The sequence below is a fragment of the Streptomyces sp. NBC_01537 genome, assembly GCF_045040445.1.
Taxonomy (GTDB): domain Bacteria; phylum Actinomycetota; class Actinomycetes; order Streptomycetales; family Streptomycetaceae; genus Actinacidiphila.
In genome coordinates, this window is sequence record NZ_CP109392.1 from 3,422,617 (window position 1) to 3,449,334 (window position 26,718).

The 26,718-nt window shown below is 71.5% G+C and carries 31 protein-coding genes and 1 pseudogene; 18 read left to right on the plus strand and 14 right to left on the minus strand.

Annotated elements, in window-relative coordinates; translation table 11 throughout:
* Positions 1 to 171: 171 nt before the first annotated feature.
* The 4 genes from OG607_RS15550 to OG607_RS15565 all read left to right on the plus strand — a co-directional run bounded on the left by OG607_RS15550 (position 172) and on the right by OG607_RS15565 (position 1,913).
* Complete coding sequence (locus OG607_RS15550) at positions 172 to 396, plus strand: hypothetical protein (protein ID WP_329312840.1); 225 nt, start codon at positions 172 to 174, stop codon at positions 394 to 396.
* Between the two features lie 150 nt (positions 397 to 546).
* Positions 547 to 1,182, plus strand: a complete 636-nt coding sequence (locus OG607_RS15555; protein ID WP_405723623.1) for a TetR/AcrR family transcriptional regulator — start codon at positions 547 to 549, stop codon at positions 1,180 to 1,182.
* 111 nt (positions 1,183 to 1,293) lie between these two features.
* Complete coding sequence (locus OG607_RS15560) at positions 1,294 to 1,524, plus strand: DUF3107 domain-containing protein (RefSeq protein WP_329312844.1); 231 nt, start codon at positions 1,294 to 1,296, stop codon at positions 1,522 to 1,524.
* Between the two features lie 110 nt (positions 1,525 to 1,634).
* A complete protein-coding gene (locus OG607_RS15565; protein WP_405723624.1) occupies positions 1,635 to 1,913 on the plus strand; it encodes a hypothetical protein in 279 nt (92 codons plus the stop codon).
* Positions 1,914 to 2,209: 296 nt separating this feature from the next.
* On the opposite strand, the gene OG607_RS15570 is transcribed toward OG607_RS15565, so the two are convergent.
* Positions 2,210 to 2,953 carry a ferritin-like fold-containing protein gene (locus OG607_RS15570; RefSeq protein WP_405723626.1) on the minus strand — a complete coding sequence of 248 codons (744 nt, stop codon included), beginning with the start codon at positions 2,951 to 2,953 and terminating at the stop codon, positions 2,210 to 2,212.
* A 387-nt stretch (positions 2,954 to 3,340) separates the two neighbouring features.
* On the opposite strand from OG607_RS15570, the pseudogene OG607_RS15575 reads away from it, so the two are divergent.
* Positions 3,341 to 5,003 (plus strand): annotated as a pseudogene (locus OG607_RS15575) (DEAD/DEAH box helicase); the annotation flags it as partial.
* Positions 5,004 to 5,191: 188 nt separating this feature from the next.
* The gene (locus OG607_RS15580) at positions 5,192 to 6,079 is read left to right on the plus strand and encodes a DMT family transporter (protein WP_405736791.1); all 888 of its coding nucleotides are present in this window, start codon (positions 5,192 to 5,194) and stop codon (positions 6,077 to 6,079) included.
* Between the two features lie 7 nt (positions 6,080 to 6,086).
* Here OG607_RS15580 and OG607_RS15585 read toward each other — a convergent pair whose 3' ends face one another.
* Positions 6,087 to 7,202 (minus strand): magnesium and cobalt transport protein CorA, encoded by a 1,116-nt coding sequence (locus OG607_RS15585; RefSeq protein WP_405723628.1) that lies wholly within the window; start codon positions 7,200 to 7,202, stop codon positions 6,087 to 6,089.
* Positions 7,203 to 7,644: 442 nt separating this feature from the next.
* Here OG607_RS15585 and OG607_RS15590 point away from each other — a divergent pair, with 442 nt between their 5' ends.
* From OG607_RS15590 to OG607_RS15605, 4 genes are all read left to right on the plus strand, one after another.
* Entirely contained in the window at positions 7,645 to 8,229 is a 585-nt protein-coding gene (locus tag OG607_RS15590; RefSeq protein WP_405723630.1) for a suppressor of fused domain protein, read from the plus strand.
* 69 nt (positions 8,230 to 8,298) lie between these two features.
* A complete protein-coding gene (locus tag OG607_RS15595; RefSeq protein ID WP_405723632.1) occupies positions 8,299 to 8,940 on the plus strand; it encodes a DUF6758 family protein in 642 nt (213 codons plus the stop codon).
* Positions 8,941 to 9,025: 85 nt separating this feature from the next.
* Positions 9,026 to 9,889, plus strand: coding sequence for a PHP domain-containing protein (locus OG607_RS15600; RefSeq protein ID WP_405723634.1), 864 nt, complete (start codon positions 9,026 to 9,028; stop codon positions 9,887 to 9,889).
* A 34-nt stretch (positions 9,890 to 9,923) separates the two neighbouring features.
* Positions 9,924 to 10,538 (plus strand): MarC family protein, encoded by a 615-nt coding sequence (locus OG607_RS15605; protein WP_405723636.1) that lies wholly within the window; start codon positions 9,924 to 9,926, stop codon positions 10,536 to 10,538.
* A 69-nt stretch (positions 10,539 to 10,607) separates the two neighbouring features.
* Here OG607_RS15605 and OG607_RS15610 read toward each other — a convergent pair whose 3' ends face one another.
* A complete protein-coding gene (locus tag OG607_RS15610; RefSeq protein ID WP_405723638.1) occupies positions 10,608 to 10,748 on the minus strand; it encodes a hypothetical protein in 141 nt (46 codons plus the stop codon).
* Positions 10,749 to 10,983: 235 nt separating this feature from the next.
* Between OG607_RS15610 and OG607_RS15615 the strand changes: the two genes are divergently transcribed.
* A complete protein-coding gene (locus OG607_RS15615; protein ID WP_405723640.1) occupies positions 10,984 to 11,892 on the plus strand; it encodes an NYN domain-containing protein in 909 nt (302 codons plus the stop codon).
* Here the strand turns inward: OG607_RS15615 and OG607_RS15620 are convergent.
* On the minus strand, positions 11,889 to 12,767 hold the full coding sequence (locus OG607_RS15620) for an alpha/beta fold hydrolase (RefSeq protein ID WP_405723642.1): 879 nt from the start codon (positions 12,765 to 12,767) through the stop codon (positions 11,889 to 11,891). The genes OG607_RS15615 and OG607_RS15620 overlap by 4 nt on opposite strands.
* Before the next feature lie 71 nt (positions 12,768 to 12,838).
* On the opposite strand from OG607_RS15620, the gene OG607_RS15625 reads away from it, so the two are divergent.
* Positions 12,839 to 13,378 (plus strand): hypothetical protein, encoded by a 540-nt coding sequence (locus tag OG607_RS15625; RefSeq protein ID WP_405723644.1) that lies wholly within the window; start codon positions 12,839 to 12,841, stop codon positions 13,376 to 13,378.
* A gap of 126 nt (positions 13,379 to 13,504) precedes the next feature.
* Here the strand turns inward: OG607_RS15625 and OG607_RS15630 are convergent, their stop codons facing one another.
* Positions 13,505 to 14,194, minus strand: a complete 690-nt coding sequence (locus OG607_RS15630; protein WP_405723645.1) for a hypothetical protein — start codon at positions 14,192 to 14,194, stop codon at positions 13,505 to 13,507.
* Between the two features lie 174 nt (positions 14,195 to 14,368).
* On the opposite strand from OG607_RS15630, the gene OG607_RS15635 reads away from it, so the two are divergent.
* The 3 genes from OG607_RS15635 to OG607_RS15645 are packed head-to-tail and all read left to right on the plus strand — an operon-like array spanning position 14,369 to position 17,297.
* On the plus strand, positions 14,369 to 15,619 hold the full coding sequence (locus OG607_RS15635; protein WP_405723647.1) for a magnesium transporter MgtE N-terminal domain-containing protein: 1,251 nt from the start codon (positions 14,369 to 14,371) through the stop codon (positions 15,617 to 15,619).
* Positions 15,609 to 16,100: a DUF1003 domain-containing protein gene (locus OG607_RS15640; protein ID WP_405723649.1), complete on the plus strand. Its 492-nt coding sequence runs from the start codon at positions 15,609 to 15,611 to the stop codon at positions 16,098 to 16,100. The genes OG607_RS15635 and OG607_RS15640 overlap by 11 nt, the downstream gene beginning before the upstream one ends.
* 42 nt (positions 16,101 to 16,142) lie before the next feature.
* Positions 16,143 to 17,297, plus strand: coding sequence for an Mrp/NBP35 family ATP-binding protein (locus OG607_RS15645; protein ID WP_405723651.1), 1,155 nt, complete (start codon positions 16,143 to 16,145; stop codon positions 17,295 to 17,297).
* Positions 17,298 to 17,330: 33 nt separating this feature from the next.
* On the opposite strand, the gene OG607_RS15650 is transcribed toward OG607_RS15645, so the two are convergent.
* The 5 genes from OG607_RS15650 to sigE form a co-directional block, all read right to left on the minus strand.
* On the minus strand, positions 17,331 to 17,963 hold the full coding sequence (locus OG607_RS15650) for a hypothetical protein (RefSeq protein ID WP_405723653.1): 633 nt from the start codon (positions 17,961 to 17,963) through the stop codon (positions 17,331 to 17,333).
* Positions 17,964 to 17,986: 23 nt separating this feature from the next.
* A complete protein-coding gene (locus OG607_RS15655) occupies positions 17,987 to 18,424 on the minus strand; it encodes a sec-independent translocase (protein WP_405723655.1) in 438 nt (145 codons plus the stop codon).
* Between the two features lie 98 nt (positions 18,425 to 18,522).
* Complete coding sequence (locus OG607_RS15660) at positions 18,523 to 19,887, minus strand: S1C family serine protease (RefSeq protein WP_405723657.1); 1,365 nt, start codon at positions 19,885 to 19,887, stop codon at positions 18,523 to 18,525.
* Positions 19,888 to 19,962: 75 nt separating this feature from the next.
* Positions 19,963 to 20,742 (minus strand): anti-sigma factor family protein, encoded by a 780-nt coding sequence (locus tag OG607_RS15665; RefSeq protein WP_405723659.1) that lies wholly within the window; start codon positions 20,740 to 20,742, stop codon positions 19,963 to 19,965.
* Positions 20,739 to 21,503, minus strand: a complete 765-nt coding sequence (sigE, locus tag OG607_RS15670) for an RNA polymerase sigma factor SigE (protein WP_329312884.1) — start codon at positions 21,501 to 21,503, stop codon at positions 20,739 to 20,741. Before sigE ends, OG607_RS15665 begins: the two co-directional genes overlap by 4 nt.
* A 108-nt stretch (positions 21,504 to 21,611) precedes the next feature.
* Here sigE and OG607_RS15675 point away from each other — a divergent pair, with 108 nt between their 5' ends.
* Positions 21,612 to 22,319, plus strand: a complete 708-nt coding sequence (locus tag OG607_RS15675; RefSeq protein ID WP_405736794.1) for an O-methyltransferase — start codon at positions 21,612 to 21,614, stop codon at positions 22,317 to 22,319.
* An 89-nt stretch (positions 22,320 to 22,408) separates the two neighbouring features.
* Here OG607_RS15675 and OG607_RS15680 read toward each other — a convergent pair whose 3' ends face one another.
* Positions 22,409 to 22,576, minus strand: a complete 168-nt coding sequence (locus OG607_RS15680; RefSeq protein ID WP_018561471.1) for a DUF3117 domain-containing protein — start codon at positions 22,574 to 22,576, stop codon at positions 22,409 to 22,411.
* Between the two features lie 267 nt (positions 22,577 to 22,843).
* On the opposite strand from OG607_RS15680, the gene OG607_RS15685 reads away from it, so the two are divergent.
* Entirely contained in the window at positions 22,844 to 23,626 is a 783-nt protein-coding gene (locus OG607_RS15685; protein WP_405723661.1) for an enoyl-CoA hydratase/isomerase family protein, read from the plus strand.
* Positions 23,627 to 23,867: 241 nt separating this feature from the next.
* Here OG607_RS15685 and OG607_RS15690 read toward each other — a convergent pair whose 3' ends face one another.
* Both OG607_RS15690 and OG607_RS15695 read right to left on the minus strand, forming a co-directional pair.
* Positions 23,868 to 24,464, minus strand: coding sequence for a DNA-3-methyladenine glycosylase I (locus OG607_RS15690; RefSeq protein ID WP_405723663.1), 597 nt, complete (start codon positions 24,462 to 24,464; stop codon positions 23,868 to 23,870).
* Positions 24,457 to 24,801 carry a DivIVA domain-containing protein gene (locus tag OG607_RS15695; RefSeq protein WP_405723665.1) on the minus strand — a complete coding sequence of 115 codons (345 nt, stop codon included), beginning with the start codon at positions 24,799 to 24,801 and terminating at the stop codon, positions 24,457 to 24,459. The genes OG607_RS15690 and OG607_RS15695 overlap by 8 nt, the downstream gene beginning before the upstream one ends.
* Before the next feature lie 127 nt (positions 24,802 to 24,928).
* Here OG607_RS15695 and folP point away from each other — a divergent pair, with 127 nt between their 5' ends.
* Entirely contained in the window at positions 24,929 to 25,789 is an 861-nt protein-coding gene (gene folP / locus OG607_RS15700) for a dihydropteroate synthase (RefSeq protein ID WP_405723667.1), read from the plus strand.
* A gap of 18 nt (positions 25,790 to 25,807) precedes the next feature.
* Here folP and OG607_RS15705 read toward each other — a convergent pair whose 3' ends face one another.
* Entirely contained in the window at positions 25,808 to 26,620 is an 813-nt protein-coding gene (locus OG607_RS15705; RefSeq protein ID WP_405723669.1) for a TIGR00730 family Rossman fold protein, read from the minus strand.
* Positions 26,621 to 26,718: the final 98 nt, after the last annotated feature.

A 26,718-nucleotide genomic window follows, 5' to 3' on the forward strand; every position in this document is an offset into this window, starting at 1 on the left:
ATATTACGAGACGATCACGCATCCGCTTGTGTGTTCGCCGCCACTCGCGTCCGCCTGGTTTCCTCCCGAGGTCGCAAAGCGTTGGTTGCCACTCTGCGCGCCAGGGCACTCTCTCCTACGCTCGCAGGTAGGGGAAGGCGACGGGTCCAGACAGCTCAGAGAGGACGAGCCGTGTCCGACGACATCGAGACATTCGAGAACGCCTTTGACAGCGATGACACAGAGGACGACGCCGAGCTCGACCTGGAGGCCCCCGAGGCCGACGCCGCCGACCAGCACATCGAACTGCTCCAGCACCGCGACGTTCCCATCACCGAACGCCCCGACGACGCGGACCCGGCGGACGCCGCCGACCAGCGCCGCGTCGTGGAGCTGGACGAGGACGACTACCGCTGAACCGAGCCACGGTACGAAGCCGAGGAGGGTGTACGGATTCCCAGCCAGTGAGAATGTGCGTTCGCACGGCGCGCGGCCCCGCTACTGAAAAGTACGATGGCCACCGCAGCGCACTCGCAGTGCACTGGAACGAACCACATGGGAGGCGGCGTGACAGCCATCGAGCACACTGAGGCGCGCCCTCGCGGGACCCGCCTGCCGCGCCGGGCCCGCAGGAACCAGCTGCTCGGGGCAGCCCAGGAGGTCTTCGTGGCCCAGGGCTACCACGCGGCCGCCATGGACGACATCGCCGAGCGCGCGGGCGTCAGCAAGCCCGTGCTCTACCAGCACTTCCCCGGCAAGCTCGACCTCTACCTCGCGCTCCTGGACCAGCACTGCGAGGCCCTGTACGACGCGGTGCGCGAGGCTCTCGCCTCCACCACCGACAACAAGCAGCGCGTCCACGCGACCATGGACGCCTACTTCGCCTACGTCGAGGACGAGGGCGGCGCCTTCCGGCTGGTCTTCGAGTCCGACCTCACCAACGAGCCCGCCGTACGCGACCGGGTCGACAAGGTCTCGCTCCAGTGCGCCGAGGCCATCTGCCAGGTCATCGCCGAGGACACCGGGCTCTCCCGCGACCAGGCCATGCTGCTGGCCGTCGGCCTCGGCGGGGTCTCCCAGGTCGTCGCCCGCTACTGGCTGGCCACCAGCAGCCCGGTCCCGCGCGACCAGGCCGTGCAGCTGCTGACCTCGCTGGCCTGGCGCGGCATCGCGGGTTTCCCGCTGCACGGGTCCGAGCACTGATCCGAGCACTGATTCTGTTCGCTGTGGGCGTTGCGGCCTGCGGATCACGAAAGCGTCCACGCGGCTAATGTGAGCTGCGTACACCGCCAGACCATCGGAGGGACAAAAGCCGTGGAGGTCAAGATCGGCGTGCAGCACGCGCCGCGCGAGATCAACATCGAGAGCGTGCAGTCGGCCGAGGAAGTCGAGAAGGCCGTCGCCGACGCCCTTTCCGGCGCCGCCAAGCTGCTGAGCCTGACGGACGAGCACGGCCGCAAGGTGCTCGTGCCCGCCGACCGGCTGGCGTACGTCGAGATCGGCGAACCGGCCGCGCGCCGGGTCGGCTTCGGCGCCTCGCTCTAGCTCCAGCAAAACGCTGCGGCGGGTCGCCCATTGGGGCGGCCCGCCGTTTCGTTTCCCCTCTTCCTGGGGTATGAGCGTCATCGTCCGAACAATCCCCGGGGAGGGCCACGATGATGTGGGAAGCGCTCGCGTTCGCAGCCCTTGGGCTGGCCGCCGCCTATGCCGCGGTGCGGCTGCTCGCCGCCAGACTGCCCGCACCGGCCCTCGTCCTCGCGACCGGCCCGGTGGCGGCGCTGATCGGTGGCTTCCTGGCCCGCGCGATCCTCGGGGCCGGGCATGTGCTGCTCACCCTGATGGTGGCCGCCGCCGTCGCCGTGGCGCTCCTCTCGCTGCTCGTCCGCCCGGCGGACCGGCGCGGCCCCCGCTCGTCATCGCCCCGGCCCGCGTAGCGGCTGAATTCAGCCCGTCCGGCGATTGAGGACTAGGGCCTGTCCGGGCGATCATGGGCGCCCGCCGCGCCAGCGGCTGATGTCACAGCGGCGTCGTCTGGTGCGGTGCATCGCAAGGCGCCGGAATGCCCGCAGACTGGTTCGTCTGTGGGCATTCCGGCAACGCCGCGAGGTGCCGCCCGCCGCGCCAGCGGCTGATGTCGCGGCGGCGACGAAGGGGCCGTTCATGATCGCCCGGACAGGCCCTAAGCGCAGCCGGCGGCTGCGCAACCCGCCGAACGTCCCCGGCCACCGCACTACGCCGCCAGGCCCAGCGCGGCCATCCGCTTGGTGTGGGCCTCCGTGATGCGAGTGAACATGCGGCCGACCTCCGCGAGGTCGAAGCCGTCGGCGACGCCGCCCACGAGCATCGTGGAGAGCGCGTCGCGGTCGGCGACGACCCGCTGGGCCTGGGAGAGGGCCTCGCCCATGAGGCGGCGGGCCCAGAGGGCGAGCCGGCCACCGACGCGGGGCTCGGCCTCGATCGCGGCGCGGACCTTCTCGATGGCGAAGGACGCGTGGCCGGTGTCGTCGAGGACGGACAGGACGAGCTTGCGCGTATCGGAGTCGAGGCGGGCCGCGACCTCGCGGTAGAAGTCGGAGGCGATCGAGTCGCCGACATAGGCCTTGACGAGGCCCTCCAGCCAGTCCGACGGCGCGGTCTGCCGGTGGAACTCGTCCAGGGCGGCCGCGAAGGGCTCCATCGCGGCGGTCGGCTCCGCCTCGATCGCGGTGAGGCGGTCCCGCAGCTGCTCGAAGTGGTGGAACTCGGCGGAGGCCATCGCCGCCAGCTCCGCCTTGTCCGACAGGGTCGGCGCGAGCTTGGCGTCCTCCGCGAGCCGCTCGAAGGCGGCCAGCTCGCCGTAAGCAAGGGCGCCCAGCAGGTCCACCACCGCCGCGCGGTACTGCGGCTCGGCGGAGGCCGCCGCCCAGTTCTTGGCGGCGATCGTCGTTTCGGTCTCGTCAGGCGTCTCGTCAGGCGTCTGGTCAGGCGTCTCCATGCTGGGCACAATAGCCCGCCTGGGCTGGGCGGCAACCACCCTGTCGGTCGCCGATCCGACCGTCCGGCTCGCGTGCCGTCTCGCATGCCGGGAAAATCCATCCGCCGCAGCTGCGTGATTCCGGGGTACAGTGATATGAGCCCGCCGGTTTCACACAGGCGGGTGACGCATTAAACGCACGAAATGCACGCATTGCAATTGGATGCCCGGTCGGTGGCCCGATCGGCTCCACGACCACCCTCCTCACATGGGGAGGGGCCCACTCGCGACACGTGCGAGGGCAGCGGTCCCGCGCTTTCTCAGCCACTCACGGCTGTGTACCAACACCCCGCGCGGTCAGTGACGTACGTATTGGTTACGCCTTACCTCGTCGCTCGACCCCCCTCACTGCTCAGTGCCGCGTCTCACAGAAGAGGCAAGCATCCTGACCACCACCACGACTTTCCGCAGCCTCGGGATTCTCCCCGAGACCGCCGAGGCCCTTGAGGCTGTCGGCATCGTCACCCCGTTCCCGATCCAGGAGATGACGCTCCCCGTGGCCCTCGCGGGCAACGACGTCATCGGCCAGGCCAAGACCGGCACCGGCAAGACGCTGGGCTTCGGCCTCCCGCTCCTGGAGCGCGTCACCGTCCCCATCGACGTCGAGGCCGGCCGCGCCAAGCCCGAGGCCCTCGTCAACGGCCCGCAGGCCCTCGTGGTCGTCCCCACCCGCGAGCTGTGCCAGCAGGTCACCAACGACCTGCTGACCGCCGGCAAGGTCCGCAACGTACGCGTCCTCGCGATCTACGGCGGCCGGGCCTACGAGCCCCAGGTCGAAGCCCTGAAGAAGGGCGTCGAGATCGTCGTCGGCACCCCGGGCCGGCTGCTCGACCTGGCCGGGCAGAAGAAGCTCAACCTCGGCAACGTCCGCGCGCTCGTCCTCGACGAGGCCGACGAGATGCTCGACCTCGGCTTCCTGCCGGACGTCGAGAAGATCATGGACATGCTGCCGGCCAAGCGCCAGACGATGCTCTTCTCGGCCACGATGCCGGGCGCCGTCATCGGCCTGGCCCGCCGCTACATGTCGCAGCCGACGCACATCAGCGCCACCTCGCCCGACGACGAGGGCGCGACTGTCGCCAACATCACCCAGCACGTCTTCCGCGCCCACTCCATGGACAAGCCCGAGCTGGTCTCGCGCGTGCTCCAGGCCGAGGGCCGCGGCCTCGTCATGGTCTTCTGCCGCACCAAGCGCACCGCCGCCGATGTCGCCGAGCAGCTGGAGAAGCGCGGCTTCGCCTCCGGCGCGGTCCACGGTGACCTCGGGCAGGGCGCCCGCGAGCAGGCGCTGCGCGCCTTCCGCAACGGCAAGGTCGACGTCCTGGTCTGCACGGATGTCGCGGCTCGCGGCATCGATGTGGAAGGCGTCACCCACGTCATCAACTACCAGACGCCGGAGGACGAGAAGACCTACCTCCACCGCGTCGGCCGCACCGGCCGCGCGGGCGCGTCCGGTATCGCCATCACGCTGGTCGACTGGGACGACATCCCGCGCTGGAAGCTCATCAACAAGGCGCTGGACCTGCCCTTCGACGAGCCCGAGGAGACCTACTCGACCTCGGAGCACCTCTACGAGCTGCTCGGCATCCCCGCCGGCACGAAGGGTGTCCTCCCCCGTGCGGAGCGCACCCGCGCCGGCCTCGGCGCGGAGGAGGTCGAGGACCTCGGCGAGACCGGCGGCCGCGGTGCCCGTGGCGGCCGCAAGCCCGCCGCCGCCGCTTCCGCTCCCGTCACGGAGGAAGAGCGCCCCGCCCGTCCCCCGCGCCAGCGCCGCCGCACCCGCGCCGGTCAGACGCCCGACGCGGCCGAGGTGACCCCCGCCCCGGCCGAGGTCGCTCCCGCCGCCGACGACGACGCCAAGCCCGCGCCCCGTCGCCGCCGCCGCACCCGCGTCGCAGCGGTCGTCGAAGCCCCGGCCCCCGCCGAGGCCCCCGCCGCCGCGTCCGCCGACACCGACGCCGAGGCCAAGCCCGCCCGCCGTCGCCGCCGCACCCGCGCGGGCGCCACCGCCGGCGACAACGGCTGATCCCAGCAATGGATCCGTACCCCGACAGCGTCGGGGTACGGATCCATTGTCATGAGTACAGGCCATGATGGGCCTTACGCTGGTGGGGTCCGGTCCGTAACCCCCTCCCGAGGAGAGCTGTGCCCAGCACGCAGGCGCGCAGCGCCAAGAGCAGAGCCGCAGCGGCGGCCCCTGTGGCAGCCACCGCAGCCACCCCGCTGGACTTCACGCTGCTGGCGATCGCGATCACCGGCGTCTCCTTCTCCGCCCCGCTGATCGCGGCGACCGCCGCCCCCGCACTGGCGATCGCCTTCTGGCGCAACGCCATGGCCGTAGGGGCGCTGAGCCCCTTCGCCCTGCTCCGGCGCCACAACCGCGGCGAACTGCGCCGCATGGGCCGCCGCGCGCTGCTGCTGTCGGTGACCGCGGGCGTCGTGCTCGCCCTGCACTTCGGGCTTTGGCTGCCGAGCCTGTCCATGACCTCCGTGGCCTCGTCGACCGCCTTGTGCACGACCACCCCGATCTGGACGACGATCTTCCTCCGCCTGCGCGGCCACCGCCCGCCCGCCATGGTCTGGGCGGGCACCGTGCTGGCCGTGGTCGGGGTCGTGATCCTGACCGGCGTCGACCTGAGCCTGTCACCCCGCGCCCTCGCGGGCGACGCGCTCGCGCTGGGCGGCGGCATCGCCGCAGCGGCGTACGTACTGCTGGGCGCCGAGGTCCGACGGACCGTCAGCACGACTGCGTACACGTACGTCTGCTACGCCACGACCGCCGTCGTGCTGCTGGCCGTCTGCCTCGCCTCGGGCTCCGCACTGGGCGGCTACGACGCGACGACCTGGGCCAAGCTCGTCGCCCTCACCGTGGCCGCCCAACTCCTCGGGCACAGCCTGCTCAACCGCGTCGTACGCGGCCTCGGCCCCTCCACCACCTCGACCGCCATCCTGCTGGAGACCCCGGGCGCGGCCCTCGTCGCCGCCCTGTGGCTGGGCCAGGTGCCGCCGGTGGCGGCCTACCCGGCGCTCGGGGTGATCCTGGCGGGACTGGCGCTGGTCGTCCTCGCCGACAGGAAGAGGCCCTGAGGGGCCCCTAAATCCAGCCGTTGCGGCGGAAGCCGCGGTGGATGGCGAAGCAGACGAGGACCATGCCGACGAGGACGGTCGGGTAGCCGAAGCGCCAGTGGAGCTCGGGCATGTGGTCGAAGTTCATGCCGTAGACGCCGGTGATCATGGTGGGGACGGCGAAGATGGCGGCCCAGGCGGTGATTTTGCGCATGTCCTCGTTCTGGACGACCGTGGCCTGGGCGAGGTTGGCCTGGAGGATGGAGTTGAGGAGGTCGTCGAAGCCGACGACCTGCTCGTGGACGCGGGCGACGTGGTCGGCGACGTCGCGGAAGTACTTCTGGATCTCGGGGTCGACGACCCGCATGGGGCGCTCGCTGAGCAGCTGCATGGGCCGCAGCAGCGGGGAGACCGCGCGCTTGAACTCCAGGACCTCACGCTTGAGTTGGTAGATACGTCCGGCGTCGCCGCCACTCCGGGCCGAGCGGCCCTGCGCGGCGGAGAAGACGTCGATCTCGACCTCGTCGATGTCGTCCTGGAGGGCGTCGGTGACGGCGAGGTAGTCGTCGACGACCTGGTCGGCGATGGCGTGCAGGACGGCGGAGGGGCCCTTGGCGAGCAGCTCGGGGTTGTCCTCCAGGCGGTGGCGCAGGGCGCGCAGCGAACCGTGGCCGCCGTGGCGGACGGTGATGACGAAGCGCCGGCCGGTGAAGACCATGACCTCGCCGGTCTCGACGACCTCACTCGTGGCGGTGAGTTCGGCGTGCTCGACGTAGCGGATGGTCTTGAAGACGGTGAAGAGGCTGTCGTCGTACCGCTCCAGCTTGGGCCGCTGGTGGGCCTGGACGGCGTCCTCGACGGCCAGCGGGTGCAGGCCGAAGACCTCGGCGATACCGGAGAACTCCTGCTCGGACGGCTCGTGGAGGCCGATCCACACGAAGCCCTCGCCCGCCGCGCGCACCTTGTCCAGCGCTTCGCGCGGGCTGACGTGGTCGCTGGCGCGGCGGCCGTCGCGGTAGACGGCGCAGTCGACGACCGAGCTGGGGACGGGCGTGCGGGCGGAGTTCGGGCCGTAGTCGTAGGACGCATGGCTCTTGCGCAGCGTGGGGCGGACAACTGCACGAAGGTCGCGGATCATCGACATGGCAAGCTCCTTCACGGACTGGCCGACGGCGTAACAACAGGACGCCGTCCTGAAATGCTGATCAACAGAGCAGGGTGATCACAGCGCAGTTCAGGGAGCTCTTCCGGTGCTGCTGAAGCCTCGAGTACGCGTACCCGGAAAACCCAGGGAAACCGTGTTTCACGGCAGGATGGCCGGGAAGGGAACGCTGGGGATCAGTACGCGAAAGGCCGGGTGGCGGAAGAGCTGCCCGTACTGCGCGGTCGACTAGGATCCATTTGCAGCCCCCACCTCCTCCGGCCGGTCCCCGCTTGGGGAAGATGTAGCGGCTCCCGCCCGGATCGCGTACAGAACGCAACCTCTCATTGAGCGTAGCCAGCAGCTCACCTTACCAGGGGACCGAGGTGTGACGCCGCGTAACCTGGGCGCTTTGCCTGTTCGATACGCGCTCTATGCTCGCCCCATGGTCGACGTACTGGAGCTGGTGGAAGCGCGCCTGCGCATGACGCTCGGGGAACCGGACGCGCGGGCGGCGGTGACGTTTCTCGGCACCGAGCGCATCGAGGTGCTCCGCTTCAGCGACGGTGACCTGGTGCGATACGTGACGCTGGGCATGTCCCGCGCCCCGATGAACGACCCCCTGGCGGCGGTCGCGGACCCCCTGCGCGGGCCGCGCGCGGAACTCGTGCTCTCGCTGCGCGCAGGACGCGCGGACACCGACAAGGTGCTGCGGCCCCTCGCCGTGCTGGCGGCCTCCCCTCAGGTGGAGGGTGTGGTCGTGGCCCCCGGGAACTCACTCGACGTAGGCGAACCGCTCTGGCCCGGCGCGCCGTTCGCGGCGGTGCTGGTGGCGGAGCCGGGAGGTCTGGTGGCGGACCTGGAGCCGGATGAGCCCGTGGACCCGGTGCGGTTCTTCCCGCTGCTCCCGATGACGCACACGGAGGCGGCGTGGAAGCGGGTGCACGGCGCGGGGGCTCTGCAGGAGCGCTGGCTGCGGTACGGCACCGATCTGCGGGACCCGGCGCGTGGGGCCGTAAGCCTGGCGTGACGCGCCGATCCACGCCGGACGGGTGATCGTCCTTGACGCGGGCACGCCTCGGGAGGACTGTTGGGCGGTATGAGGGGCGAACCCAGTTGCCCGAAGTGCGGTGGCCGGGTGCGAGCGCCCGGCCTCTTCTCCGATTCCTGGCAGTGCGACGAGCACGGCGCCGTACAGCCGTTGCAGCCCGTCGTCCCACCGAGCGTCGAGGCGCTGAGCGTGGTGGTGAACCGCGCCCATGTGCCGGTCTGGATGCCGTGGCCGCTGCCGGTCGGCTGGCTGTTCACCGGTGTGGCGTCCGCAGGGGACGACCGCAGCGGCGGGCGGGCGACGGCCGTGGCGTGCTCGGGACCGGGGCCGCTCGGCGGGGTCGGTGAGATGGTGCTCGTGGCCGAGGAGCTGGGAGTCGGTCTCGGCTCGTACTTCGCCGGCATTCCCGGACCGGATCCGGGCCCGCAGATGTGCGTCGGCAAGCCGCCGGCCGCCAAGGTGATCGCGGCCGGACGGCCCACGCCGCTGTGGCACGTGACCGGCGTGCCGCCGGACCGCGCGGTCTTCGCGGGTGAGTCCTTCGGCCTGTGGCTGTGGGCCGTCGTCTGGCCCGAGGAGTCGGGCCTGCTGATGTACGACGAGTTGATACTGACCGACCTGCGGGACGCGGGCGCCGAGGTCGACCTCGTGCCGTGCGGTGCGCTGTCACCTCGCCTGATCAACTCCTGAGCCCCTCGAATTCCAAGGCTTCCAAGGCCGTTATCCTACTAATCACAACCCCGCTTCTATTGCCGACCGCCTTGGAGTCCAAGCCGTGCGCATCGACCTGCACACCCACTCCACGGCCTCGGACGGCACCGACACCCCGGCCGAGCTGATCCGCAACGCGGCCGCCGCCGGGCTCGACGTCGTCGCCCTCACCGACCACGACACGGTCGGCGGCCACGCCGAGGCAGAGAAGGCGCTGCGCGAGCTCGACGGCCCGCGCCCGCTGTCCCTGGTCACCGGCGCCGAGCTGTCCTGCCGCGTCGGCGGCGTCAGCCTGCACATGCTCGCGTACCTCTTCGACCCCCAGGAGCCCGAGCTCCACCGCGAGCGCGAGCTCGTGCGCGACGACCGCACGCGCCGCGCGCAGGCCATGGTCGCCAAGCTCGTCGGCCTCGGCATCCCCGTCACCTGGGAGCGCGTCGCCGAGATCGCCGGCGAGGGCGCAGTCGGGCGCCCACACGTCGCCCAGGCGCTGATCGAGGCCGGCCTCGTCGGCAGCATCGCCGAGGCCTTCACCCCGGAATGGATCGGCCCCGGCGGCCGTGCGTACGTCGAGAAGCACGAGCTCGACCCCTTCGAGGCCGTCCGCCTGGTCAAGAACGCCGGCGGCGTGACGGTCTTCGCCCACCCCGCCGCCGTCAAGCGCGGCGAGTGCGTGCCCGACTCCGTCATCTTCGACCTCGCGGCCGCCGGCCTCGACGGCATCGAGGTCGACCACATGGACCACGACGAGCCCACGCGGGCGCGGCTGCGCGGCATCGCGGCCGAGCTGGGGCTTCTCGTGACGGGGTCCAGCGACTACCACGGCACGCGCAAGACGATCCGGCTCGGCGACCATGTCACCGACCCGGCGGTGTACGAGGAGATCGTGCGGCGCGCCACCGGTGCGGCGCCCCTGCGGAGCGCCTGACCCGGCTCGATCGCCCTCACACATCGGAAGCCCCATGGACCTCTTCGACGTCACCCTCTTCGGCTCCGTGTTCGTCACGCTCTTCGTGATCATGGACCCGCCCGGCATCACGCCGATCTTCCTCGCCCTCACCTCCGGCCGCGCCACCCGCACGCAGCGCCGCATGGCCTGGCAGGCCGCCTCCGTCGCGCTCGGCGTGATCACGGTCTTCGGCATCTGCGGGCAGCAGATCCTGGACTACCTGCACGTGTCCGTACCGGCCCTGATGGTGGCCGGAGGCCTCCTGCTGCTGCTCATCGCACTGGATCTGCTCACCGGCAAGATGGACGAGCCCAGGCAGACCAAGGAAGTGAACGTCGCGCTGGTGCCGCTGGGGATGCCGCTGATCGCCGGGCCAGGGGCGATCGTGACCGTGATCCTTGCGGTGCAGAAGGCGGACACGACGGGACAGCAGGCCTCGGTCTGGGCGGCGATCGTGGCGATGCACGTGGTGCTCTGGCTGACGATGCGCTACTCGCTGCTGATCATCCGGCTGATCAAGGAGGGCGGCGTGGTCCTGGTGACCCGGCTGTCCGGCATGCTGCTCTCCGCGATCGCGGTGCAGCAGATCGCCAACGGCGTCTTCGGCTTCATCAGGGGCGAAGGCTGACGCATGCGAAAGGGCCCCGTACGTCCTCGTACGGGGCCCCGCTGCGTAAAGCTGAAGTCCTCTTGACCCCTACTGCGCGGGGCGGATGTAGAGGCGCTCGCCGGTCTCGGCAGCCTTCTGAACGATCTTCTTGACGGAGGCGGCGTCCACGACCGTGCTGTCGACGGCGGTGCCGTCCTGGTCGTTGAGGCGCATGATCTCGAAGCGCATGGGCTTCTCCCTTCGTCCGGGCACTCCTCCATTGGAGCGGTGGGCTGCGTCACAGCCATTACTTGTCCGTTAAGTCTGGATTGCCAGGGACTCAGGTCCCGGCTTCCATGACTGCACAACCAATCATCTCAGGAAAACATTCCGTACGCTAACGAAAACTTTCTCGAGCCTAACTACCTGCCGGCAGCGCCTCCGGTTGTGCGCAGCCGCCGGACCGCCCGACAATGTGATCCCTATGAACGACGACGCTGTCCTGGCCGCCATCGAGCGGACCAACGAGCTGCTGCAACGCGTACTCGCCGAGGTCGCCACCACCCCCGCCACGCACGCGGTCTTCGTCGACGCCGGCTATGTCTACGCCGCCGCCGGCCGGCTCGTCGCGGGAACCGAGGACCGGCGGGCCTTCGAGCTGGACGCCGAGGCGATCATCGAGGCCTTCATCGACAAGGCACGGGCCCTCTTCCCGGACAGCAGGCTGCTGCGCGTGTACTGGTACGACGGTGCCCGGCGCCGTATTCACACCCCCGAACAGGAACGGATCGCCGAGCTGCCGGACGTCAAGGTGCGGCTCGGCAATCTCAACGCCAGCCGGCAGCAGAAGGGCGTGGACTCCCTCATCCGCTCCGACCTGGAGAACCTCGCCCGGCACCGCGCCATCAGCGACGCCGTCCTCATCGGCGGCGACGAGGACCTGGTCTCGGCGGTCGAGGCCGCCCAGGGCTACGGCGCCCGCGTCCACCTCTGGGGCATCGAGGCCGACACCGGCCGCAACCAGGCCGACCCGCTGCTGTGGGAGGTCGACAGCCAGCGCACGTTCGACCTCGACTTCTGCAAGCCGTACATCACCCGGCGGGCCGCCCCGGCCTACGGCACGGGCGGCGACCTGCCGGCCGGCCCGGGGATCGTCCCGACCCGCGAGGACGTCCACTTCGTCGGCGCCCGCGTCGCCGCGCAGTGGCTCGCCACCCGCGGCCGCGAAACCCTGGCCGAGCTGCTGCCCGGACACCCGTATCTGCCGCCCGCGTACGACCAGGAGCTGCTGGTGGAGGCCGAGGGGATGCTCAACATCTCCCTGCGCGGCCACGCGGACCTGCGGCGCGTCCTGCGCGACGGCTTCTGGGAGCACCTGCAGGCGCAGCTCTAGCACTGCCCCCAGAAGGCGCTCAGCGCTTGCGCCGTCGCCTCGGGCCGCTCCGTGTTCGGGGAGTGCTCCGCGCCCTCGATGACGGCCCGGCTGGCGTCCAGGCGCTTGGCCATGTCGTCGAGCCAGGCCGGCGGCCAGGCGTGGTCGACGGCGCCGGAGATGACCAGCTTGGGGAGGGGCACGGCGGCCAGCTCCGCGACCCGGTCGGGCTCGGAGACGAGCTGCCGGCCGGTGACGACGAGCTGCTCGGGGACGTTGCCGAGCCAGCGGCGGTGCATGAACTCGTCGACGGCGTCCGTGGAAGCCTCCGGGGCCGGCGCGCCCGCGTCCTCGACGTCCATCGCGCGCATGGCCTGCCAGACGGTCTCCATGTCCAGGCCGCCCGCGAGCGCGTCGATCAGCAGCTGCGTACGCGACTGCTGCTCCGCCTCGATCGCGGCCGGCCCCGAGCTCATGACCGTCAGCGACGCCCAGCCGTCCGCGCCGCCGTCCAGCAGCGCCCTGCGGACCACCAGGCCGCCCATGGAGTGCCCCAGCAGATGCACGGGGCCCGCGTCGCGCACCGCATGCGCCTGCGCGATGACGTCCGCCGCCAGTTCGGCCTGCGCATACACGGCTTCGTCGCGCGGGCCGCCGGTCTCGTGCTGCCCGCGCCCGTCCACCGCGACCGTACGGAATCCGGCCGCCGCCAGCGGTTCCAGCAGCGCGATGAAGTCTTCCTTGCTGCCGGTGAACCCGGGGATCAGCAGCGCCGTGCCCCTGGTCGCCGTCCCGGCGGGAGGCGTGGTGTCCAGCACCGCGAACGCCCCGCGGGCCGTCTGAAGGCGATAGGCGCGGGTTTGGTCGGGAAGCGTGAGGAAAGGCGGCCTGCTCATGGCCCGAGGCTAACGGTCTCCGGTTACAGGGCCCGAGCCGGAGTCGATCGGCTGGGCAATATGGTGGAGACATGACGGAGACGGTGCCCCTTGGGCAAGCCCTCCTCGACCAGGCTCTGGTCGAGGAAGCCGCGAAGAAGTCCGGGCTCGTATGGGTCGCCGCGGACGGTTCCGCGGCGCCGCAGGCCCTGTGGCACGCCTGGGTCGACGGCGCCGTCTGCGTCGTCGGCGGCGACAGCGAGCAGCCCCTGCCCGGGCTCGCCGACGGCGGCTCCGCCACGGTGACCGTGCGCAGCAAGGACAAGGGCGGCCGACTGGTCTCCTTCCCCGCCAGGGTCGTCGAGCTCGAAGCGCGCGGCGAGGCCTGGACCGCCGCCGTCAACGAGCTCAAGGGCAAGCGCCTCAACGCGCCCGACGGCGAGGCCATGACCGAGCGCTGGGCGCGCCAGTGCCGCGTCCTGCGGCTGGAGCCGGCCGGCGAGCCGGGCGAACGGCCCGGCGCGATGCCCAGCGCCAGCGGGGCGGCGGCGCCCGTGGTGACAGATGCGACCACGCGGCTGCCGATCCCCGCCGGGCTGCCAAAGCTTTTGTTCCGGCGCAAGCGGCGGTAATAGCGCAGGGTCGCGTGGGTTGCTCGCGCAGTTCCCCGCGCCCCTTCCGGGGCCCGTAGGGGCGCGGGGAACTGCGCGAGCAACCGGCCACGACCCACAGGTGCGCACCCGCCTCGCCCGAAGCAGTCAGCTGGCTCGCGTCACCGACTTGCCGTAGTCCACGACATGGTCCGCGTCGGGCGCCCGCAGGGTGAAGTCCTTGCCCCAGTCGGCCAGCTTCAGCGTCCCCGCGCCGCCGGCGCGCTCGTAGCGGAGCGGATACGGGGCGCCTTCCAGGGAGACGTCGAGGGTCCCGCCGTTGCCGCCGTCGCCGGTGACGGCGATCGTTCGGGTGCCGTCGACGGAGCGGTGGTCGCCAACGGCGAGGGTGCCGTCGAGGACGAAGAGGCCGTCGAGGAGGACCTCCTTGTCGGTGAAGCCGCTGAACTGGCGGTAGGCGGGGTCGCCGGTGGGCACCTTGACGTACTTGTTCTTGAGCTTGGCGCCGACCTCGGCGCCGTAGAAGTCGGCTCCGGCCTTGAGGTAGAGGTCGTCGCCGACTCGCAGGAGCTCGAAGGTGCTGCCCTTGGCGGTGACTTCGCCGAGGCCGCCGTTGCCGCGCAGGCGCATGTCGAGGCGGTAGGTCTTGCCGTTGCTGGAGACGGTGCCGGACATCCGTACGGTGTCGGCGGTGCCGGCGGCGGCTCGGGCCCGCTTCTCGATGGTCCTGGGCGGGAGCTTGGCGACGCCGTTGGTCCCGGCGTCCGGATCACCGGCGCAGCCGGCGCAGACCGCCCCGAGGATGAGTAACAGGGCTGACCGGCGGCCGGGAAACACAGGTGATCATCCTCCTGGGAAGGCTAAGCGGAGCCGAAGCTACCGCAACGTACCGTCGCGCCGCGAGCCTGGGGGTGAGCCCGGGGCGAGCCCGCCGGGAGCAGTCCGGCGCGCAGCCGATGATCGGCGCGGGCTAGCCTGAGGGGGCATCCCCACCGGAGAAGGAGGAACCGCATGCCCGCCGGTACCTCCCGGGTCTTCGTCTCGCATCTCGCCGGCGTACCCGTGTTCGACCCGAACGGTGATCAGGTCGGCCGGGTCCGGGACCTGGTGGTGATGCTGCGGGTCGGCGGGCGGCCGCCACGGGTCCTCGGGCTCGTCGTGGAGGTGGTGAGCCGGCGCCGGATCTTCCTGCCGATCACGCGCGTCACGGGCGTCGAATCCGGCCAGGTGATCACCACCGGCGTCGTCAACATGCAGCGCTTCGAGCAGCGGCCGACCGAGACGCTCGTGCTCGGCGAGCTGCTGGACCGGCGGGTCCGGCTCACCGACGGCGGCGAGGAGGTGACCGTGCTGGACGTCTCGATGGTGCGGCTGCCGGCCCGCCGCGACTGGGAGATCGACAAGGTCTTCGTACGGCGGGGCAAGGGCGGGCCGCTGCGGCGGCGCGGAGAGACCCTGACGGTGGAGTGGTCGGCGGTCACCGGCTTCTCGCTCGACGAGAAGGGCCAGGGCACGCAGGCGCTGCTCGCGGCCTACGAGCAGCTGCGCCCGGCCGATCTGGCGAACGTGCTGCACCACCTCGCGCCCAAGCGCCGCGCGGAGGTCGCGGCTGCGCTGGACGACAACCGGCTGGCGGATGTGATGGAGGAGCTGCCGGAGGACGACCAGATCGAGATCCTCAGCAAGCTCAAGGAGGAGCGCGCCGCCGACGTCCTGGAGGCGATGGACCCGGACGACGCGGCCGACCTGCTCTCCGAGCTCCCGGAGGCCGAGCAGGAACGGCTCATCGGCCTCATGCAGCCGCACGACGCCGCCGACATGCGGCGGTTGCTGTCGTACGAGGAGCGGACGGCCGGCGGTCTGATGACCACAGACCCCGTCGTACTGCGCCCCGACGCCACCGTCGCCGACGCCCTCGCGCGCGTCCGCAACCCGGACCTGTCCCCCGCGCTCGCCGCGCAGGTCTACGTCTGCCGGCCCCCGGACGAGACCCCGACCGGTAAGTACCTGGGCACCGTGCACTTCCAACGGCTGCTGCGCGAACCGCCGTACACCCTCGTCGGCTCGATCGTCGACAGCGATCTGCGGCCGCTCGCCCCGGACGCCGCGCTGCCGGACGTCACCAGCTATCTCGCGGTCTACAACATGGTCGCCGCGCCCGTCGTCGACGACAGCGGCTCCCTGCTCGGCGCCGTCACCGTCGACGACGTACTGGACCACCTGCTCCCCGACGACTGGCGGGAGGCCGACTATGGCCGATGACCGCCCCCGCGTCCGCCTGGACCAGCCCCGCTTGCGGCGGCGCAGCCTGCTGCCCGCGTACGACCCGGAGGCCTTCGGGCGGCTGTCGGAGAAGATCGCCCGCTTCCTGGGCACCATGCGCTTCATCGCCTGGATGACGGCCGTCATCATCGCGTGGGTGCTGTGGAACGTCTTCGCTCCCGACGATCTGCGCTGGGACCGCTACCCGTTCATCTTCCTGACGCTGATGCTGTCCCTGCAGGCCTCCTACGCCGCTCCGCTGATCCTGCTCGCCCAGAACCGCCAGGACGACCGCGACCGGGTCAACCTGGAGCAGGACCGCAAGCAGAACGAGCGCAGCATCGCCGACACCGAGTTCCTGACCCGCGAGGTCGCCGCGCTGCGGATGGGGCTCGGCGAGGTCGCGACCCGGGACTGGATGCGCTCGGAGCTGCAGGATCTGCTCAAGGAACTGGACGAGCGCCGGGACGGCGTGACGTAGGCGACGACCGGGCCTCCCCGCGCGCGCCGTACCATCGACGGTATGGCTACCGACACGCACGAATCCCCCTCCTTGGACGCGGTGCGCGCCGCGCTCGCGACGGTGAACGACCCGGAGATCCACAAGCCGATCACCGACCTCGGCATGGTGAAATCGGTCGACATCGCGGATGGCGGGGCCGTGACCGTGTCGGTCTATCTGACCGTGTCCGGCTGTCCGTTGCGCGAGACCATCACCCGTGACGTCACCGCCGCCGTCTCCAAGGTCCCCGGCGTGACCGGTGTCACCGTCGACCTCGACGTGATGAGCGACGAGCAGCGCCGCGAGCTCGCCTCCTCCCTGCGCGGCGGCCAGGCCGAGCGCGAGATCCCCTTCGCCCAGCCCGGCTCGCTGACCCGGGTCTACGCGGTCGCCTCCGGCAAGGGCGGCGTCGGCAAGTCCTCGGTGACCGTCAACCTCGCCGCCGCGATGGCGGCGGACGGGCTGAAGGTGGGCGTGGTCGACGCGGACATCTACGGGCACAGCGTGCCGCGCATGCTCGGTGTCGACGGGCGCCCCACCCAGGTCGAGAACATGATCATGCCGCCCTCCGCGAACGGCGTGAAGGTCATCTCCATCGGCATGTTCACCCCCGGCAACACGCCGGTGGTCTGGCGCGGGCCCATGCTCCACCGGGCCCTTCAGCAGTTCCTCGGCGACGTCTACTGGGGCGACCTCGACGTCCTCCTGCTCGACCTCCCGCCGGGGACGGGCGACATCGCGATCTCCGTCGCTCAGCTCGTCCCGAACGCGGAGATCCTCGTGGTCACCACCCCGCAGCAGGCGGCCGCCGAGGTCGCCGAGCGGGCCGGGTCGATCGCCGTCCAGACCCACCAGAAGATCGTCGGCGTCGTCGAGAACATGTCCGGCATGCCGTGCCCGCACTGTGAGGAGATCATCGACGTCTTCGGCAGCGGAGGCGGCCAGCGCGTCGCGGAGGGCCTGACGAAGACCACCGGCGCCACGGTGCCGGTTCTCGGGCAGATCCCGATCGACGTACGGCTGCGGGAAGGCGGCGACGACGGCCGCCCGGTCGTTCTGACCGACCCCGAGTCCCCGGCGGGTTCCGCGCTGCGGTCGATCGCCGGCAAGCTCGGCGGCCGCGCGCGCGGCCTGGCGGGGATGTCGCTGGGCATCACGCCGCGCAACAAGTTCTGACGGCGGGACGCGACGGGACCACCGGTGGCAGGTCTACCGGTGGTCGCGCGCGTACGCCGTGATGTCCACGACCGCCGCCAGCCCCAGCCCGTACGCGGACATGCCGCGCCCGTAGGCGCCGAGGTGCACACCGCGCGCGGAGCCGGCCAGCACCCAGCCGTACTCGGACTCGCGGTAGTGGAAGGGCGTGGGCACGCCGTCCACGGGCAGGGTGAGCGAGGACCAGCCGGGGCCGTCGAGCGCGTCGGCGAGGTCCCAGGCGATGGCGGTCTGCTGGTCGAGCCAGTCCTGGCGGAGGTGGCGCTCCATCATGGTGGGCCAGGTGCAGGACAGGAGCCCGGAGCCGGCGAGCCAGGCGGCGGAGGAGACGGAGGTCGCCTCCAGGACGCCGGTGCCGTCGGCACTGCGCCGGCCGGGGCGGTGGGCGACGGAGACGACGACGGCGAAGCGGCGCAGGTCAGGGGTGGGCTCGACCTTGACGGAGGGCTCGTCGCCGTGGCCTACGGAGCCGTGCTCGACGGTGCCGTCGGCGCTGACCCCGGGCGGGTTCAGCCAGCGATGGCCGGTGAATGCCTCGTCGAGCCCGTACCAGGGGAAGTCGGCCTTGAGGTAGCCGTCGAGCTGACTGTCGAATCTGCGGTGCTCTGTATCAGCTGTCGTCTCCACGAAGGGAGAATAGCGCCCCGGCCTCAGGTGGCGTCGGAGTCGTACGGCGGAGGATCCGCAGGCTCCGCCTGGTCCCGCTTACGGAGCCGGTCCGGCGTGTCGGAGGAGGACGTGGACGACGACCCGGAGGACGGCCCGGTCGAATGCACCGCTTCGGTCAGCGCGGCGGCCTCTTCCTTGAAGTCGAAGCCGTTGCGGATGTCCTTCAGCCCCAGCTCGTCGTTGTCCAGCAACTGCTTGCGGACGAAGTTCTTGGGGTTGAGGTCCTCGAACTCGAAGTCCTTGAACTCCGGGCCCAGCTCCTTGCGGATGTCCTCCTTGGCACTGTCCGAGAAGGCCCGCACCTTCCGGATGAAGCCCGTGACGTCCTGGATGACCTTGGGAAGCTTGTCCGGGCCGAAAACGAGCACGCCGAGGATCGCCAGCGCCAAAATCTCCAGCGGGCCTATGTCGAAGAACACCCTGCAGCTCCTACGTAAACGGACCGGCCGCTATCACCGTACCTGGCGAAGCCGGGTATACGGGAGGGCCAACGGTCAACACTAGGCCAGCACACAGCTCAGCTGCCCGTCGCGCTGCCCAGCGTGAGCGGCACCGTACGCCGCTCACCGCCCCGGACCACGGTGAGGGTGAGGTCGTCGCCCGGGCGGTGGCTGCGGATCCGTACGATCAGCTCCTCGCCGCTGTGCACGGCCTCGCCGTCGATCGCGGTGATGACGTCCCCGGCGCGGATCCCGGCCCGGTCGCCGGGGCCGCCCGCGGTCACCTGGTCGCTGACCTGGGCGCCGTCGCCCGCGTACGCCATGTTGATGCCGACGCCGATGACGGGGTGGGTGGCCTTGCCGGTGCTGATCAGCTCCTGGGCGACGAGCTTGGCCTGGTTGACCGGGATGGAGAAGCCGAGGCCGATGCTGCCGCCCTGGCCGGTGTCGCCGAGGCCGCTGCCGGAGGAGCGGATGGCGCTGTTGATGCCGATGACCAGGCCGCGGGCGTCGACCAGGGGGCCGCCGGAGTTGCCGGGGTTGATGGGGGCGTCGGTCTGGAGGGCGTCGACGTAGGAGACATCCGTGCCGTCCGTCTCGCCACCGGCGGTGATGGGGCGGTGGGTGGCGCTGATGATGCCGGAGGTGACGGTGCCCTCCAGGTCGTAGGGGGCGCCGATGGCCACGACCGGGTCACCGACCCGGACGGAGTCGGAGTCGCCGAGGGCGAGCGGGCGCAGGCCCGCGATCCCGGACACCTTGATGACGGCCAGGTCGTAGCCGCTGTCACGGCCGACGATCCCGGCATTTGCGGCGACCCGGCCGTCGCTGAAGGTCACGGAGATGGTGCCGCCGTCGCCGGCGGACTCCACGACATGGCTGTTGGTGAGGATGTGGCCCTGCCCGTCGAGCACGAAGCCGGTGCCGGTGGCCTCGCCGCTGCCGGTCCTGACGTGGATGTAGACCACCCCCGGCAGGGTCCTGGCCGCGATGCCCGCGACGCTGTCCGGTGCCCGGTCCGCCGTCCTCGCCGATGCGTGGGCCCGGGGCGGGCCGGCGGCCGCGCCCGTGCCGTCGTGGGCCTTCACATACGCTCCGGCCGCCCCGCCCAGTGCCCCGGCCACCAGCGCCACCACGACGAGCCCGGGACCCAGACGGGCCCGCCGCCCCTCGGGAGCCGTCTGCGGCGGCGCTGGGGCCGCCGCGTGCTGCCAGTAGCCGATGGAGATCGGCGGCTGGACGGGCGGGGCCGGCGCCCAGGGGCGCGGGCCGCCGTAGGGCGGGGTGTCGTACGGATCCGGAGCATGACGCGGCACGGGCGGGGAGGACTGCGGGGCCGGTTCCGCCTCCGAGGCTGAATCCGGCTCCGGCTCCGGCTCCGGGGTCGGGTGCGGGTCCGGGCGGCTCCACCATTGCGGCCCGGCGGACTTCCCCACGCTCATGCAATCCCCTACGACGGCCGACGACCACCACTCACTGGGATTGAACCAGGAGTCGGCGCCGCCCGCAGCCGTCGGTCAGGGGGTGGTGGAAGCGCTGCCCAGCACCAGGGTGTGTGCCAGCTCGGCCGGTGAGACCGACGCGCTGGGCGAGACCGTGGGGGTCGGGGTGACACCCGCCACCAGGCCGACCAGGTCCTCGCCCTGGATCTGCGTGCCGCGCACACCGCCGCGCACATCGGCCGGGGACACCGCCGCGCCCGGGTCGTCCGTACCGCCGTCGGCCATGCCTTCCAGCGGCAGGGCGGCGCCGCTGATGGCAAGGGCCGCCATGGAGAAGGCACCGGCCGCCGCGAAGGCGAACCGCCGGCCGCGCGAGGCGTTCCCGGGCCGCTCCCGGTCGACCTCGTGTATCCGGAAGCCCGGGGACGGCTCGGGGATCGCCAGGAAGTCCTCGCGGCGCCTGCCGAAGCCGCCGAAGGAGCCGAGACCACCGAAGACATTGCCGCTGAGCCGCTGGCCGCCGAGGCTGGTCGCCTCGACTATGCCGTCCTCGATGCTCTCCTCCGTGCCGTCGTCGCCACCGCCGAACGGCCCTGATCGGTCGCTGTCTCCTCCGCCGGGCAGGCCCTGCAGCCGGGCCAGCAGACCCGCGGACAGGGCGGGCGGGGCCACGGCGGCGACCGCGTTCTTCAGCTGCCGCTGCTCGGCGGCGGCCGCCTTGCAGCCCGGACAGGTGACGAGATGCGCCATCACCCGGTCCCGGGCATCGTCGTGCAGCTCTCCGTCGACGAAAGCGGCGAGGCGGTCGCCGAGGTGCTGTTCGGCAGGCGTGAGGTGCTCGCCGGTGGGGGTCACGTTCTTCCGCCCTCCAGGCCCGGCTGCCCGGTCACCAGCGCCGGCGCCCGCCCGGGGCGGGCCGCGGGGGCGCGGTGCTCCAGCGCCTTGCGAAGATGCGAGCGCCCGCGGTGGATACGGCTGCGTACGGTGCCGAGCTTGACGCCCAGCGTCGCGGCGATCTCCTCGTACGACAGACCCTCGATGTCACAGAGCACGACCGCGGCCCGGAACTCCGGCGCCAGGGTGTCCAGCGCCTGCTGGACGTCGGCGTCGAAATGCGTGTCCGCGAAGTGCTGCGCGGGGGACGGCTCACGGCTGGGCAGCCGCTCGGCCGCGTCGTCGCCGAGCGCGTCGAAACGGATCCGCTGGCGGCGGCGCACCATGTCCAGGAAGAGATTGGTGGTGATGCGGTGCAGCCAGCCCTCGAAAGTGCCCGGCGTGTACGTCGACAGAGAACGGAAGACGCGGACGAAGACCTCCTGTGTGAGGTCCTCGGCGTCGTGCTGGTTGCCCGTCAGCCGGTACGCGAGGCGATAGACCCGTGCGCTGTGCGTGCTGACGATCTCCTCCCACGAGGGCGGAGTCCACGCCTGAGCGTCCCCGTCGGTTGCGAACGTCGCGGTTACGGAGTCGTCGGTGGACGGACGGTCGTCAGCAGTATTCGTCACGGATTCCGGCTCGCCGGCCGACCTTCGGAAGCGCCGCAGCACTCCCCGGTCACCCGCCGCAGCCGCACCTCCCCTGTCGGCTCTGGTGGTCTCCAGTAGAGCCCCTACCATATCCACCTCGCCCGTTAGCTCCGGATAAGTACGTTGCACATGTGCGGTGCTGATGCCCCGCTGCCTTCATAACGCGCAGTCCCATCAGCGGGTTCCCGACCGCAGCGGATACAGTCGCCAACGCGGGCATACGCGGGCCGTACGCGCGCGGCGTTCAGGAACAGGCACAGGGAGAGGGCGATTACCGGCAACCGGCAGGCGAGCTGGGCGTTCGCGGACGCCTTCGTCGCCGAGGGCGACGCGCTGATACGGGCCCGCAGCCGTGCCCGTGAAGCCGGGCTCCGTGTCGTCTCCCCCGGCACCGGCGCGGCCCTGCGGCTGCTCGCCGCCACGGCCGACGCCAAGGCGGTCGTCGAGATCGGCACCGGCACCGGCGTCTCCGGCATCCACCTGCTGCACGGCATGCGCCCCGACGGCGTGCTCACCACCGTCGACTCCGAGCCCGACCGCCAGCAGCTCGCCCGCACCGCCTACCGCGAGGCCGGCTTCGCCGCGAACCGCGCCCGCTTCATCCCCGGCCGCGCCCTGGAAGTCCTCCCCCGGCTCGCCGACGGCGGCTACGACCTCGTCTTCTGCGACGGCGACCGGCTCGAATACCCCGACTATCTAGCCGAATCGTTGCGTCTGCTCCGTCCGGGTGGCCTGGTCTGTTTCGAGGGCACCTTCGCCCAGGGCCGTTCGATGGACGCCGCCCACCAGGAGCCCGAGGTCGTACGCCTTCGCGAGCTGATGCGCTCGGTCCGCGACCACGAGGCTCTGGCCCCGGTACTGCTGCCGACGGACGACGGACTGCTCTGCGCCGTACGGCGCCGATAGGGCCTGTCCGGCCCCGGAACGCGACGGCTCCCGGTGGCACGTAAGTGAATACATGCCGCCGGGAGCCGGAAGAATTTCGTTCGCCGGTGTCAGGCGATGGCCTTCTTGAGCGCCTCTCCGAGCGCGTCCGCCTCGTCGGGTGTCAGCTCGACGACAAGCCGTCCGCCGCCCTCGAGCGGAACTCGCATGATGATGCTCCGCCCCTCCTTGGTCACCTCGAGCGGGCCATCACCCGTCCGCGGCTTCATGGCCGCCATGCTCGTTCCCCTTCCTGAAACCAGCTTCCGCAACCGGGGGCCCAGGCGCCTCCGGACTCGAACACATTGGTTCTCGGCCATTATCCCGCATCGCGTGACCCGATGACCAACATCGGTTCCCATCCGTTCGAGAAGCGGGCCGCACAAAACCGTCCATTTCGGTGATCACTCTGCGATATGGCGGCGATAGGCAGACCCCGCATGTTCGCCCGTGGCGATCTCCGGCATGCTGGCCCGAACGCGAGCCGCAACGAAAAGGGGGCCGAAATGGCCGACGCCGTGCTGTACGAGGTGAGCGACGGGCTCGCCACCATCACCCTGAATCGCCCCGAAGCGATGAACGCGCTCAACATCGAGGCCAAGGTCGCCCTCCGGGAGGTCCTTCAGGAAGCCGCCGGGGACAAGGCCGTACGGGCCGTGCTGCTCACCGCGACCGGGCGGGCGTTCTGCGTCGGCCAGGACCTGAAGGAGCACATCACCCTGCTGCCCACCGGGGCTGTGATGACGACCGTGCGCGAGCACTACAACCCCATCGTCACCGCCATCACCACCATGCCGAAGCCGGTCATCGCCGGGGTCAACGGCGTCGCCGCCGGCGCGGGAGCCGGCTTCGCCTTCGCCTGCGACTACCGGGTCGTCGCCGACTCGGCCTCCTTCAACACCTCCTTCGCCGGCGTCGCCCTCACCGCCGACTCCGGCGCCTCCTGGACCCTGCCCCGCCTCGTCGGCCCCAGCCGCGCCGCCGACCTGCTCTTCTTCCCGCGTACGGTCCCGGCCGCCGAGGCCCTCGACCTCGGCATCGCCAACCGCGTCGTCCCCGCCGCCGACCTGGCCGCCGAGGCCGCCGCCGTGGCCCGGCTGTTCGCACAGGGCCCCACGGTCGCCTACGGGGCGATCAAGGCCTCCCTGGCCTATGGGGCGTCGCACTCCCTGCTGGAGACCCTGGAGAAGGAGGACGAGCTCCAGACCCTGGCCGGGGCGGCCGACGACCACACGATCGCCGTCGAGGCGTTCCTGAAGAAGGAGAAGCCCCGCTACACGGGCCACTGACCCCTCCGGGGCCCGCACGCCCCCGCCGGGCCCGTCCCGCCCCGACGGACGGAGTCCGGCGCAGCCGCCCGAAGCCAGCGAAGCGCCCGCGAGGACGGCCTCAAGAGGAGTCAGCGCCGCGCTGCACGGGCCACTACCCCCCTCCGGGGGGAGCCGCACGCCCCCGCCGGGCCCGTCCCGCCCCGACGGACGGAGTCCGGCGCAGCCGCCCGAAGCCAGCGAAGCGCCCGCGAGGACGGCGTCAAGAAGAGGTGCCGGCGCGGGCGTGGCAGTCCGTGAGGTGGTCGTTGACCAGGCCGCAGGCCTGCATGAGGGCGTAGGCGGTGGTGGGGCCGACGAAGCGGAAGCCGCGGCGCTTGAGGTCCTTGGCGAGGGCCGTGGATTCGGGGGTCACCGCGGGGATGTCGGCGAGGGCGCGGGGGGCGGGGCGGGTGGCGGGGTCGGGGGCGTGGGACCAGATGAGGGCGTCGAGGCCGCCCTCATAGGTCTCGCGCAGCGCGATCGCGGCGCGGGCGTTGGCGATCGAGGCGTCGATCTTGGCGCGGTTGCGGATGATGCCGGTGTCGGCGAGCAGCCGCTCGCGGTCGGCGTCCGTGAAGGCCGCGACCGCCTCCGCCTCGAAGCCCGCGAAGGCCTTGCGGAAGCCCTCGCGGCGGCGCAGGATCGTGATCCACGACAGCCCGGACTGGAAGGCCTCCAGGCAGAGCCGCTCGAAGAGCGCCTCCTCGCCGTGGACCGGCCGGCCCCACTCGGTGTCGTGGTACGTGACGTAGTCCGGCGCGGACAGTCCCCACGGGCAGCGCAGCAGCCCGTCCGGACCCGCGACGGCGTCACTCATGCGGCCGTGCGTCTTCCGACGGCTCCTTCACCAGCGCGGTCGCCGTGGCCCGCTGCCCGGCCCGCTCCGCCTCCAGCTCCGCGATCCGCGCGTCCCGCTCGGCCAGTTCGGCGCTGAGGCGGTCCAGCACCTCGTCGACGTCCACCATGCGGTAGCCGCGTACGGCGAGCGGCAGCCGCAGATGGTCGACATCCGCCCGCTCGAGGGGGCGGTCCCCCGGCAGCCGGTCGTCCAGCCGGTCGGGCTCCACATCGCGCAGCACCCCGCCGTCGCCCAGCACGGCGAGTGCCACCGCGGCGACCACCGCGACCAGCGCGATGAGCATGAACCAGAACAAGACGATCTCCCGGTGGTACGAACGGACGGGTACGGACTGAGGTTTACGCCACGATCGTGCCACGCCGTGCTGTGATTCGTCAGTGGCGGCTAGATTCACAGGCGGACTATCTGAGGAGGACCTCGTAATGCTGCGCCTTGGGACCCGGGAATTCGCCCCGCACGAGCCCGTGATCATGGCGATCGTGAACCGCACCCCCGACTCGTTCTACGACCAGGGCGCCACCTTCACCGACGAGCCCGCGCTCGCCCGGGTCGCCCAGGCCGTCTCCGAGGGCGCCGCCATCATCGACATCGGCGGGGTCAAGGCCGGGCCCGGGGAAGAGGTCTCCGCCGAGGAGGAGATCCGCCGCACCGTCGACTTCGTCGCGGAGGTGCGGCGGCGGCATGCCGATGTCGTCATCAGCGTCGACACCTGGCGGCACGAGGTCGGCGAAGCGGTGTGCGAGGCCGGGGCGGATCTGCTGAACGACGCCTGGGGCGGCGTCGACCCGCGCCTGGCCGAGGTCGCGGCCCGGTACGGCGCCGGGCTCGTGTGTACGCACGCGGGCGGCGCGGAGCCGCGTACGCGCCCGCACCGGGTCGCGTACGCGGATGTCATGGCGGACATCCTCAAGGTCACGGTGGGGCTCGCCGAGCGCGCGGCCGGGCTGGGCGTGCGGCGCGACGGGATTCTCATCGACCCTGGGCACGACTTCGGCAAGAACACGCGGCACTCGCTCGAGGCGACACGGCGGCTGCCGGAGATGACGGCCACCGGGTGGCCGGTGCTGGTGTCGCTGTCCAACAAGGACTTCGTCGGCGAGACGCTCGACCGGCCGGTGAAGGAGCGGCTCGTCGGAACGCTGGCGACGACGGCGGTCTCGGCCTGGCTCGGGGCGCAGGTGTACCGGGTGCACGAGGTCGCGGAGACCCGGCAGGTGCTGGAGATGGTGGCGTCGATCGCGGGCCACCGCGCCCCGGCGGTGGCCCGCCGGGGCCTGGCGTAGGGCCTGTCGGCCGCGGAACTACGCCGCCGCTTCCTTCGTCATCAGGGCGACCGCTTCGCCGACGTCGTCCGTGAGGTGGACGAGGTCCAGGTCGAGGGCGGACGCCTTGCCGCCGTCGACGACGGTGTTGCGGACCCAGTCGATGAGGCCCTGCCAGTACGCCGTGCCGAACAGGACGATCGGGAAGCGGGTGACCTTGCGTGTCTGGACCAGCGTCAGAGCCTCGAAGAGCTCGTCCAGCGTGCCGAAGCCGCCGGGGAGGACGATGAAGCCGGAGGCGTACTTGACGAACATCGTCTTGCGCACGAAGAAGTAGCGGAAGTTGACGCCGATGTCGACGTAGGGGTTGAGCCCCTGCTCGAAGGGCAGCTCGATGCCGAGGCCGACGGAGACACCGCCGGCCTCGCCGGCGCCCTTGTTGGCGGCTTCCATGGAGCCGGGGCCGCCGCCGGTGATGACGCAGAAGCCGGCTTCTGCGAGGGCGCGGCCGATGGCGACACCGGCCTCGTACTCGGGGGAGCCGGGCCGGGTGCGGGCGGAGCCGAAGACGCTGACGGCGGGGCCGAGTTCGGCCAGGGCGCCGAAACCTTCGACGAATTCGGACTGGATGCGCATGACGCGCCAGGGGTCGCCGTGCACCCAGTCGGACGGCCCACGGGGTGTGTCGAGGAGGCGCTGGTCGGTGGTGGAGCCCTGGACCTGGCCGCGCCGGCGCGTAACGGGACCGGTCTGGCGCTCGGGCCAGGTCCGGTCCAGCGGGCGGCGGCCCTCGGCCGCGGCGTTCTCCGCTACCGCGGCCTCTTCTGCGTTCGAGGCGTCTGAGCTGCTCATGTCGAGCTCCTTCCGGTGGCGGATCGTGTCGCCAGCGTACGCACGCGGTACGGGGGCGGATCAAGAACGCGCCGTTTAATTGCGCGTTACGGGCTAGG

Coding starts and splice junctions, on each gene's coding strand:
- OG607_RS15610 (WP_405723638.1), bottom strand. CDS start 10,748: ATGCGCTTCGAGATCATGCGCCTCAACGACCAGGACGGCACCGCCGTC.
- OG607_RS15685 (WP_405723661.1), top strand. CDS start 22,844: ATGGCCGACGCCGTGCTGTACGAGGTGAGCGACGGGCTCGCCACCATC.
- OG607_RS15615 (WP_405723640.1), top strand. CDS start 10,984: ATGAACGACGACGCTGTCCTGGCCGCCATCGAGCGGACCAACGAGCTG.
- OG607_RS15690 (WP_405723663.1), bottom strand. CDS start 24,464: ATGAGTGACGCCGTCGCGGGTCCGGACGGGCTGCTGCGCTGCCCGTGG.
- OG607_RS15565 (WP_405723624.1), top strand. CDS start 1,635: ATGATGTGGGAAGCGCTCGCGTTCGCAGCCCTTGGGCTGGCCGCCGCC.
- folP (WP_405723667.1), top strand. CDS start 24,929: ATGCTGCGCCTTGGGACCCGGGAATTCGCCCCGCACGAGCCCGTGATC.
- sigE (WP_329312884.1), bottom strand. CDS start 21,503: ATGGTAGGGGCTCTACTGGAGACCACCAGAGCCGACAGGGGAGGTGCG.
- OG607_RS15570 (WP_405723626.1), bottom strand. CDS start 2,953: ATGGAGACGCCTGACCAGACGCCTGACGAGACGCCTGACGAGACCGAA.
- OG607_RS15645 (WP_405723651.1), top strand. CDS start 16,143: ATGGCTACCGACACGCACGAATCCCCCTCCTTGGACGCGGTGCGCGCC.
- OG607_RS15590 (WP_405723630.1), top strand. CDS start 7,645: ATGGTCGACGTACTGGAGCTGGTGGAAGCGCGCCTGCGCATGACGCTC.
- OG607_RS15705 (WP_405723669.1), bottom strand. CDS start 26,620: ATGAGCAGCTCAGACGCCTCGAACGCAGAAGAGGCCGCGGTAGCGGAG.
- OG607_RS15635 (WP_405723647.1), top strand. CDS start 14,369: ATGCCCGCCGGTACCTCCCGGGTCTTCGTCTCGCATCTCGCCGGCGTA.
- OG607_RS15620 (WP_405723642.1), bottom strand. CDS start 12,767: ATGAGCAGGCCGCCTTTCCTCACGCTTCCCGACCAAACCCGCGCCTAT.
- OG607_RS15625 (WP_405723644.1), top strand. CDS start 12,839: ATGACGGAGACGGTGCCCCTTGGGCAAGCCCTCCTCGACCAGGCTCTG.
- OG607_RS15595 (WP_405723632.1), top strand. CDS start 8,299: ATGAGGGGCGAACCCAGTTGCCCGAAGTGCGGTGGCCGGGTGCGAGCG.
- OG607_RS15640 (WP_405723649.1), top strand. CDS start 15,609: ATGGCCGATGACCGCCCCCGCGTCCGCCTGGACCAGCCCCGCTTGCGG.
- OG607_RS15585 (WP_405723628.1), bottom strand. CDS start 7,202: ATGTCGATGATCCGCGACCTTCGTGCAGTTGTCCGCCCCACGCTGCGC.
- OG607_RS15660 (WP_405723657.1), bottom strand. CDS start 19,887: ATGAGCGTGGGGAAGTCCGCCGGGCCGCAATGGTGGAGCCGCCCGGAC.
- OG607_RS15605 (WP_405723636.1), top strand. CDS start 9,924: ATGGACCTCTTCGACGTCACCCTCTTCGGCTCCGTGTTCGTCACGCTC.
- OG607_RS15680 (WP_018561471.1), bottom strand. CDS start 22,576: ATGGCGGCCATGAAGCCGCGGACGGGTGATGGCCCGCTCGAGGTGACC.